This window comes from Vibrio sp. Vb0598 (assembly GCF_033338935.1).
GTDB lineage: Bacteria > Pseudomonadota > Gammaproteobacteria > Enterobacterales > Vibrionaceae > Vibrio > Vibrio alginolyticus.
Genome location: NZ_JAWOTP010000039.1, coordinates 1 through 9,350 on the forward strand (window position 1 = coordinate 1; position 9,350 = coordinate 9,350).

The 9,350-nt window shown below is 38.6% G+C and carries 13 protein-coding genes; 2 read left to right on the forward strand and 11 right to left on the reverse strand.

Features of this window, described 5'->3' with window-relative positions; genetic code table 11:
• The 3 genes from R7Q38_RS22350 to R7Q38_RS22365 form a co-directional block, all read right to left on the reverse strand.
• On the reverse strand, positions 1-214 hold a 214-nt coding region (locus R7Q38_RS22350), incomplete at its 3' end, for a hypothetical protein (RefSeq protein WP_318114366.1).
• Between the two features lie 146 nt (positions 215-360).
• Positions 361-768 (reverse strand): hypothetical protein, encoded by a 408-nt coding sequence (locus R7Q38_RS22355; RefSeq protein WP_171345237.1) that lies wholly within the window; start codon positions 766-768, stop codon positions 361-363.
• 133 nt (positions 769-901) lie between these two features.
• Positions 902-1,270, reverse strand: coding sequence for a hypothetical protein (locus R7Q38_RS22365; protein WP_009696426.1), 369 nt, complete (start codon positions 1,268-1,270; stop codon positions 902-904).
• 196 nt (positions 1,271-1,466) lie between these two features.
• On the opposite strand from R7Q38_RS22365, the gene R7Q38_RS22370 reads away from it, so the two are divergent.
• A complete protein-coding gene (locus R7Q38_RS22370; RefSeq protein WP_025769044.1) occupies positions 1,467-2,318 on the forward strand; it encodes a hypothetical protein in 852 nt (283 codons plus the stop codon).
• A 173-nt stretch (positions 2,319-2,491) separates the two neighbouring features.
• Here the strand turns inward: R7Q38_RS22370 and R7Q38_RS22375 are convergent, their stop codons facing one another.
• The 6 genes from R7Q38_RS22375 to R7Q38_RS22400 form a co-directional block, all read right to left on the reverse strand.
• The gene (locus R7Q38_RS22375) at positions 2,492-3,028 is read right to left on the reverse strand and encodes a hypothetical protein (RefSeq protein WP_246542997.1); all 537 of its coding nucleotides are present in this window, start codon (positions 3,026-3,028) and stop codon (positions 2,492-2,494) included.
• Between the two features lie 198 nt (positions 3,029-3,226).
• A complete protein-coding gene (locus tag R7Q38_RS22380) occupies positions 3,227-3,895 on the reverse strand; it encodes a hypothetical protein (protein ID WP_137282139.1) in 669 nt (222 codons plus the stop codon).
• A 151-nt stretch (positions 3,896-4,046) separates the two neighbouring features.
• Entirely contained in the window at positions 4,047-4,673 is a 627-nt protein-coding gene (locus R7Q38_RS22385; RefSeq protein WP_140265385.1) for a hypothetical protein, read from the reverse strand.
• Between the two features lie 164 nt (positions 4,674-4,837).
• Positions 4,838-5,305: a cold shock domain-containing protein gene (locus R7Q38_RS22390; RefSeq protein WP_038899037.1), complete on the reverse strand. Its 468-nt coding sequence runs from the start codon at positions 5,303-5,305 to the stop codon at positions 4,838-4,840.
• 154 nt (positions 5,306-5,459) lie between these two features.
• Positions 5,460-6,065: a hypothetical protein gene (locus tag R7Q38_RS22395; RefSeq protein WP_238844089.1), complete on the reverse strand. Its 606-nt coding sequence runs from the start codon at positions 6,063-6,065 to the stop codon at positions 5,460-5,462.
• A gap of 172 nt (positions 6,066-6,237) precedes the next feature.
• On the reverse strand, positions 6,238-6,516 hold the full coding sequence (locus tag R7Q38_RS22400) for a hypothetical protein (RefSeq protein WP_238844088.1): 279 nt from the start codon (positions 6,514-6,516) through the stop codon (positions 6,238-6,240).
• Between the two features lie 415 nt (positions 6,517-6,931).
• On the opposite strand from R7Q38_RS22400, the gene R7Q38_RS22405 reads away from it, so the two are divergent.
• Entirely contained in the window at positions 6,932-7,426 is a 495-nt protein-coding gene (locus R7Q38_RS22405) for a CC0125/CC1285 family lipoprotein (RefSeq protein ID WP_103412354.1), read from the forward strand.
• Positions 7,427-7,579: 153 nt separating this feature from the next.
• Here the strand turns inward: R7Q38_RS22405 and R7Q38_RS22410 are convergent, their stop codons facing one another.
• Positions 7,580-8,224 carry a hypothetical protein gene (locus R7Q38_RS22410; protein WP_318114370.1) on the reverse strand — a complete coding sequence of 215 codons (645 nt, stop codon included), beginning with the start codon at positions 8,222-8,224 and terminating at the stop codon, positions 7,580-7,582.
• 712 nt (positions 8,225-8,936) lie between these two features.
• A complete protein-coding gene (locus R7Q38_RS22415; RefSeq protein ID WP_031850888.1) occupies positions 8,937-9,248 on the reverse strand; it encodes an antibiotic biosynthesis monooxygenase family protein in 312 nt (103 codons plus the stop codon).
• Positions 9,249-9,350 lie beyond the last annotated feature (102 nt).

Below are 9,350 nucleotides of genomic sequence, written 5' to 3' on the forward strand. Positions count from 1 at the left end.
CAGGATTGTAATAGCGATCCGGAAGATTGTTTGGAAATAGTTCTTTAGAGTCAATAATGTAAGTAGAGCGAACTTGATCTGCTAGCTCCTGAGCCTCGGCTAGATCTTTTATCCGGCTAGATTTAGTGATTTGATAATGTATTTCATCAACGGATGAAAAGCCTATACCGACAAGAGCTCCAATCACAATATATTTAATTAAACTTTTGAACATACTTTACCCAAAATCACATAACGCCCTGTTAAGGGGTGAGCAACGCAATACCTAAGCCGCCGCATACCGCCTTAAACACTAAAACCAACGCATAGTGAAAATGCCACGCGTTGCGAATCCCTCTTAAACAGTTTGTTAGCTGTGTTTTACAACACGAGCTTTGCTCCCAACATACCGAGTACTGCGATAGTTACCATCGTAAACCAAAGGTAAATCATAAAAGATAGGCATAACGAAAATAAACCTCTCACAGCTTTATCTAAGTTTGCACCTTCATCGTGCTGTAAAAAATACGCTAGTTCTGCTGTAGGTATTGACCCAGCAAAACTCTTAAATTTGAGCTTTACCATCATCAGGCCCATTGAGACTGGAAGACTAGATACTAGTAAAATGATTCCCACCGAAATCCAGACATTCTCGGGGGATTCATTACCTAAAACTACTGCTGCCCCGAACAACACTAAAAGCATTCCCAGAAAGCCCTTAAAAGATGACAACAACGAGTCTCTTGTTTTTATATACAGCCAGAATAGCGGCTTATCGTATTTTCTCATTTTTTCCTTAAACAGCTAACGCCCTGTTAAGGGGTGAGCAACGCAATACCGAAGCTGCCGCATACCACCTTAAACACTAAAACCAACGCATAGTGAAAATGCCACGCGTTGCGAATCCCTCTTGAACAGTTTGTTATGTGCGTTGCTCAAATTCATACTCTGTAAGACACCATTGCTTTGGACTTGACCAACTGATTTCTTTGAATGATGTTCTTAGGTCACCGCTCAATAAAAGTTGCTTCATAAAATGGCTAGGTGAAATATAAGCTTTATCATCGTAAGCAAACACAAAACCCTGCTTATTGAGCTCAAGCATCATCTGTTTGGTTTCCTTTGATTGAATCCCACCATTGAGATCAAGCTCATCAATACGACCGCCAGTATCACCATCTCGACTGCTATTGCTTAACTTTATTGAGGTATTATCTATGGCAACAACGTGCGCCGGAGGGACTTCTCCTGATTGACCAAACTCAACTTTGTAAGGAGGCTGTTTTATCATTTGATCTCCAAGCACATAACGCCGCATTAAGGTGTGAGCGACGCTTGGCTGTACTTGAGCGAAGCGAAAACGCCAAGCGTTGCGAATCACTCTTAAATGCTTTGTTATACAAACGGTTAGTACCACACTAATACCATTGACATTAGCTCAATTTCTATGCACTTTATAATCAACTAGTCACACAAAGCAACACATAATGGAAAAACAAGTTAAAGATAGCCCTGCACGTTCCACAAACCTAGACCGTACAAAGTATGTGGCTTTCGTATTATCCTTTTACACATACTTTGCTGGAGCTCTATATTTTTATGGGATGATGAGTTCTCTTGGATTCAGAGGTGCGTCTTTAGATAGCATCTTTTCTCCTCTTGTATACTCCCAATACTTCGTTGCAGATATTTTATCTAAGACGTTTATTCTGCAAGACCTCAAAGTACTGTTTTTTCCTTTACAGAATACACTGATTGTAACTGTAGTCATTTTTGCAACTGCTCTGTTGATACACTATAAAGTTTGGGAAAAACTTTCTTTAAAAATTAACCGGAGAAGGCAAATTAAGGAGCCGCTTGTTAAACGCAACCTTCCTTTGGCTTCCTTACTCACTTTTCCATTAGTTTACTTTGGTCAATTACTCACTTTAGTTGCATTACTTGTCCTACTTTCACTTATTGCCCTTCCCTTGTTTACCCCATACTCCATGGGGGAAATTGCTGGAAGGAAAATTCTTGAACATAACAATGGTGAAGTATGTAAAAACTTTGATTGGAACTCTGAAGAATACAAAGCTAAAAATATAGTCCTAAGCTGTGACAGAATTCGTGTCACAAAGTCTGGCAAGTCGGTCATTGGTTCTGTAATACATACCGACCAAAAATTTGTATATGCGGTCACTAATGACTTACTTATTCGAGTAAAAGACGACCAAGTAGTATCTTGTGCAGCTAAACAATTCAAACAGGAAAAACAGGCACTAAAACAACAAAATAGGGAGCTAACCTCAATGTCATGCGAAGAGCTATATCTTCCAAATTCAGAGGGAACTATGTAAGTTTGTATAACGCCCTGTTAAGGGGTGAGCAACGCAATACCGAAGCCACCGCATACCGCCTTAAACACTAAAACCAACGCATAGTAAAAATGCCACGCGTTGCGAATCCCTCTTGAACAGTTTGTTATGTATTTTGTTTGCACAAGTTTATTAGCAAACTTTATACATAGAATTTAATAATACTTCCTTAGAAACCTAAAGATTAGAGAAAGTAAAATAAATGCAATAAGACTTAAGTAAGCTCTCCATTTAACCTGCTCGGCATTAGATTTATTTATCATATTAAGACCATCAGAACTAGAAAGAAGAACTTCATCTCCAGCCTTAACGTAAACAGTATAATAAATATTATCTAAATGCGTTTTAACTAGCCCAACACTTAGGTTTTCTGTATCTTTGCGCGAACTATATCCTAGGGAATAGTTATTATTTATTAAATTAAAGTCATACCCTTGAACTTTAATATCGTACTTGTGTTTTTTATCAAAAATAATTTCATAAGATATTCCACGACCAGAAGTACCATGCTTACCTGTTACCTCAGCTTTATGGTATAACACATCGTTATCAGTGTATGGCCCCTCAATAACTCTATTTTCTACAACACATATCGACATAATAAAAATGGCTATGAGAACTCCAGGCGCATAATATGAACCACAAATTCTCCTAACAATACGAATCATGCTTTTACTCGTTTCTAGTTGCATTGACAATAGCTCCAACGTTAATTAGTCAGTTGTCACTAAACCAATGATTAAAATACATAACGCCCTGTTAAGGTGTGAGCAACGCAATACAAAAGCTGCCGCAAACCACCTTAAACACTAAAATCAACGCATAGTAAAAATGCCACGCGTTGTGAATCACTCTTAAACAGTTTGTTAGAATTACGTCTCACTGCGGATCTATCTATTTCGTACACCATCACCAAATTCAGTAAAGTCGCTGATTTGGCTTAACTTAAATCTGTGTTCAAGAACAAAGGTTGACCACTTCTCTTTAAATATTGGGACATCATCATCAAGCTCACTAACATTTTCTGTAGTGAGCATCTTTTTTGTCAGGTAATTAATACTAGTAACTACCTCCACTCTAGGACCTCGATTAGCCATTGCGTCATAACCGATTAACTCAAGATCTGAATCTTGGTAACGGAAGTTGTAACTCCACTGGTTCTCAAATCGACCATCTAAAAAATCAATATGTAAGTTTCCTTTTGTAATACTCATTAAGATTTCTTCAGCCCTTCCTTCTTCATCAACAGAAAAGAAGCAATTGTCATTTTCAACAACGACGTCGTACTCGTCGTTATTTCTTAAAGCAACAATAATTCCTCTTCGGTTGAGATCTAACTGACCACGGTACTCATCAGTGACCATTTTGTTTTGGTCTGTACCTTGTATCATCAAAACAATATCGTCTCTACCATCTCTATTTAGGTCACCATGAATAGCCTCAATTATAGTATGACCATTAGGAACGATTTCCCAATAGGAGCTATCAAGGTCGATTTTTTCTTGTGCTAAAACGTTTGCTCCAAATAGCAAAGCTGATAATAAAAGTAACTCTTTCATTTCTCGCTCTATGATTTTTCAGTAGTAAGTTCTAACGCCGCATTAAGGTGTGAGCAACGCTACCGCGAAACTTAACCATACCACCGTAAACACGAAACCCAACGATGGAATGAAAAATGCCATGCGTTGGGAATCACTCTTAAACAGATTGTTATATTTTTACTTTCGAGTAGAGTTGATCTAACTCCATACTGCGATACTCTTTAAGAACAAGTTCATGAACCTCTTCACCAATACTCTCAACTACATCATACAATTTACGGCATAAATAGCAGAAATATACACAGAACTCTTCTGAAGGCTTACTGTGTTTAGCATTAAAGTGTTGAACAGAAGCAACACCACGGCCTTGCGACTCAGGCTCTAGAATTACAACCGTACTTGCTTTCTCGAAGTCATTATCCCCAGCGTGCGCAAAATATTCGTTTCTCAGGTCAATGATAGAGCGGTGAAAATTAACCGCACCATCACCTACTTTCTCCACATGAACTTCTTCGATTTTACTTTTACGCCCTTTCGCTTTAGCAAAGCATTTACCATAAGTGACTATAGCTGACATCCAAAGTGAATAAGCTATTTCACTATTATCAATATCTTTAATCATCGCCATCAACTCATGAGCATGATTCAAATCATGCATTATCTGAGTCAAGCCCGAAAGTCGTTTTGCCAACGCACTATCAGCTACGAAATACGGATGCTCTATACCACTTTTGTCCTTAAATCTGAGAATTGGCTTCTCTTCACCATCAGATTCCAACGCTACAGGAAAAACCATCTTACCTCTCAATCTAACGAATATTTGCCGAAAATATAACGCCCTGTTAAGGTGTGAGCAACGCAATACCGAAGCTCCTGTATACCACCTTAAACACTAAACGCAACGCATAGTAAAAATGCCACGCGTTGCGAATCACTCTTAAACAGTTTGTTATGCCGATCCTACCAACTACCACATAACTGACTCTCGCAAGGAGTACCATCATTGTCGCCATCTATTTTGACATTTGGACAATTTGATAAATAAAACTTTGCTTCGTCACAAGACGCCATTTCGCTACAGTAGGTCTTACCTTGGCAACTAAACCCCATATTTTCATATGCAGGGTTTAGCTTGGGCTCTATATAAAACAGATATAAGGCTGCGCCTATTAGACCGACGATAACTGCTGATAATACAACTGAAAAAGAATTGCTTTTCTGTGGTTTGACACCGACTAACTGAGCACTTTCCGCACTTAACTTAGGCTGAACACTTGCCAGTTGAAACTCTACTTGGTCCCCTATTCGAGGGCGTCGGTATCCTTTTTTGAACTTGGATACATGAACAAAAATGTCACCATCCAGTTCATTGGAATTTATGAACCCAAAACCGCGCTCATCAACCCAGCGAACAATTTCCCCTTTCATGTCCTCTCCCGTTTTTCATATAGCGGCATAACGCCCGCTTAAGTGGTGAGCAACGCAATGCGATGTTTCTGCACACCACCTAAATCACTAAAATCAACGCATGGTAAAAATGCCACGCGTTGCGAATCCGTCTTAAAGCGTTTGTTATGCAACGTTACACCCTTAGTAACCGCCTTATACCCTCGATACCCATTGCTGTAGCAATTGTTGCTTCAAGGCTATTCGATAGCAAATATACAGTGATATCGATTGTTACGTTAAAGAAAAGCCAAAACAGCTCATATACCCTTCTGAAAGCAATTAGCTCAGAAAACAAATCTTTTCGGGCACTAAATCTTGTCCTGGTGCAATTTATAGAACAGGATTGTTTGTCGACGTCATACTCTTCCGCTGGTTGTAGCAAGTAATATTGCTTGTGGTATTTATAAAACAAGACTTCAATTGCCGCCTCACGAACAATGTTATTGAATATACCGTAAGGAACAAAAATGCTCAGATGTCGAGTTGCTCCATAATTTTCTCCTAACCTCTTCTTGTAGTTATCATAAGGAGCCACAGAGAAACTCATAATGATGTTTTCCAGTAACTCAACGCCAATGGCAAGTTCTACTAATGTCAACTTTATCCACTTGAGCAATGTAACTTCCGATTTAAGTTCCTTACCTCGTAGAAATACTGTGGACAGGTAACTTTTGCCATTAAAGTCTTGCTTATCTAGTACTTTGAAACTCTTCATTTGCCACATTTTATTAAGTTGCATAACGCCGCGTTAAGTGGTGAGCAACGCCACCACCTTACCTAAACCATTGTGCCGTAAACACTAAAGTCGAATCAAACCGAAAATGTCAAGCGTTGGGAATCCGTCTTAAACGCTTTGTTATATGCTTGTACCCATAGCCTGAAAGTCCCTTGATGAGCAACCAAAGTAAGGGCTACACGCTGTATAGCCTTTTGCGATCTTTACGGTAACATTTAAAAGCCAAGACCCAGAATGAAACCAATGCAAACAACGCTACCTTATCGTATCTATGTAATAGCTTCCCAACTATGGCATCTTCTAAAGGTTTCATTATTCCTTGGAACTCAATTTCAGCGATGTAGTATTTGCCAACCAATAAAATTACTAAGTGAAAAACGACACCAAGAATCAGTGCTAATTGAGTGCGTTTTGATAGTGAAAGCACATATAGAAATTCATATACAAAGTTCATTTTTTACTTCCTATCTGTATTGGCATATAACGCCCTGTTAAGGTGTGAGCAACGCAATACCGACGCTCCCGCATAACACCTTAAACACTAAGCGCAACGCATAGTAAAAATGCCACGCGTTGCGAATCACTCTTAAACAGTTTGTTAGCTGACTTATGCCCACAAACTCTTAAGAATTTCTCACCACTCCTAGTAAAACAACCTAGATAGTTATTGCGTTTCCATGATTAATAAAAAAGCAATAACTTAAATACAATAAGCATATCACGCAAGGAAAATAGAGAGTAACCCACTGTATAATATGATTTTTCTTACTAACAGTTAAACTTTGAAAAAAGTAAAAAATATAAGAGGTTAGTTAGAAGAATCACCTTTGACTTCGTTCCCATAAATTTTAGAATGAGATTGTTTAATTATGAGCATTAAAAACTTTATCATCTGCACATCAATTACTCTTGCGTTGGGTGGCTGTGCGACCTCTTACCAAGGTAAAGGTTTTACTGGCGGGTACTCAGAAACACAACTTGATGAAAATGTTTTTGTTGTTAGCTTTGAAGGAAATGGTTATACGAGTAAAAAGAAAGCCGCAGCTTTCACAATGCTTCGTTCAGCAGAGCTAACCGTAAACAACGGTTATCAGTTCTTTGCCATTATAGATAGCGACAGCTACTCAACGAACAGTACCTACACTACACCTACAACAAGTCATTCAACTGCAAACGTATCTAGCTTTGGTAACTTTGCTACCGGTACTTCCACAACGACATTTAGCGGAGGTCAAACATACGCAATTTCCAAACCTAGCAATACAAATACAATTGTGATGTTTAAAGATCGCCCTGCAAACGTATTTACATACAATGCAAAATTCATTGTTAAATCATTAAAAGCTGAATACGGTATCGAATAACGGACTTATTGAGCATGGATGCTTGTCAGCTAACGCCCTGTTAAGGTGTGAGCAACGCAATACCGATGCCGCCGCATACCACCTTAAACACTAAATTCAACGCATAGTAAAAATGCCACGCGTTGCGAATCACTCTTAAACAGTTTGTTATGGCTAAATTGCACCGTGATAAATTTTTTTATCAAACGAAGCTTTATCGAAGCGTCGAATGTAGTCCAATAGTTTTACAATGTATTCATCGAATTTTTCGAAGTCTTCCGGATCACTTATATTAAGCATTGAAGATTTTTTAATGTAGAAAACTATTCTTGCCCAAGATTTAAAGTGCTCCTCTGATAAGTCTGCGGCAACAGGCAGAAGAGCAGTTAAAGCATCAATATCGATTTCACAATGTCGAATGAAGCTATGACGGAATGAGCTTGGGATACTTTGAGCACCAGTGAACTCGCTTTTTAGTCTGTTTAGAACAGTTTGATTTTCTGTATGAGATAAACCATAGAAACTGAAAGCTTCTGGCATAGACTTAAACTTAGAAAACTCATTTATGATGAAAATGAGAAATTCTCTCAGACGTTTCTCTTTTGCTATCTTTGCTTTTGATTCTTCACGCTCTTGCCACTTGTTAAAAACGAGCAAAACTACAAAGAGTTCAAAAAACACTCCCGTAAACTCTGGCAATAAGTTGTCTGTATAATGGGCTAATCCATACTTCACAAAACCATGTGTAGCAAAATAGACGAGTACCAACAGACAAGACCACATAATGTTGGTCTTGTTTAAATGCTTAGAAACTTTCAAATTATCTCCGTAATTAATATTTAGCCATAACGCCTTGTTAAGGTGTGAGGCACGCAATACCTAAGCTCCCGCATAACACCTTAACCACTAAAATCAACGCATAGTAAAAATGCCACGCGTGCCGAATCACTCTTGAACAATTTGTTATGTTTATTACCACCCGCCAGTACGTTACCGTAAATGAGCAGAACAGTTTTACCGGCTAAAAACTTAGCTTTTACCTGCTGCTAAAAAAGCAGAAAATCCCATAAAAACAAAGGATATGAAGAGTGACACCATAGAATATCGAATGACAGTAAACAACCAAGAGCTACTTTCAGGATACTTCGAGATATTTTCGCTACTTCTTACGTAATTAAAGAGAAGCGCACTAGAAAAAGGAACAAACAAAAAGTAGATCGCTTTATATCTACTCGGGTCTATTCTTTTCATCTGCAATCCGAGGGAAATACTACTCCCAAGGAGCACTATCATCGAAGATATGAGCACTAGAAAAGCCGCAAATGCTAGTAACGAATACACATCCATGAACTCTCTTTTCCCACAATAAGCATCTGAATATTAACTATAGTTTTCTACACGCGACTAAGAAACATAACGCCCTGTTAAGGTGTGAGCAACGCAATACCGATGCTTCCGCATACCACCTTAATCACTAAAACCAACGCATAGTAAAAATGCCGCGCGTTGCGAATCACTCTTAAACAGTTTGTTATAACCACATGTTCTCACGGACTTCATAGTGGCTAACATGACGATCTGGATTCAATTTGTACTTTTCGTCCTCTGGATACAATTTGGCGACACTGATGTCTTCACCAGAAAATGCTTTGATACATTCAAGATCTTCCCAATAAGTCAACAACGTGATTTCAGCAATATTGCCTAAATCTCGATTTAGAATTTGAGCACCGAGGAAACCTTTTGTACTGGATGTATCTTTGATTCCTGTCTCATACAGGTAAGCAATAAACCCTTCTTCATACTCTTTAGGGCAAGTAGCTTTCCATTCCCTTGCTATCATAAATACTCCATTTTATGCCGTGGATATAACGCCCTGTTAAGGGGTGAGCAACGCAACACCGAAGCCGCCGCAAACCACCTTAATCACAAAATTCAACGCATA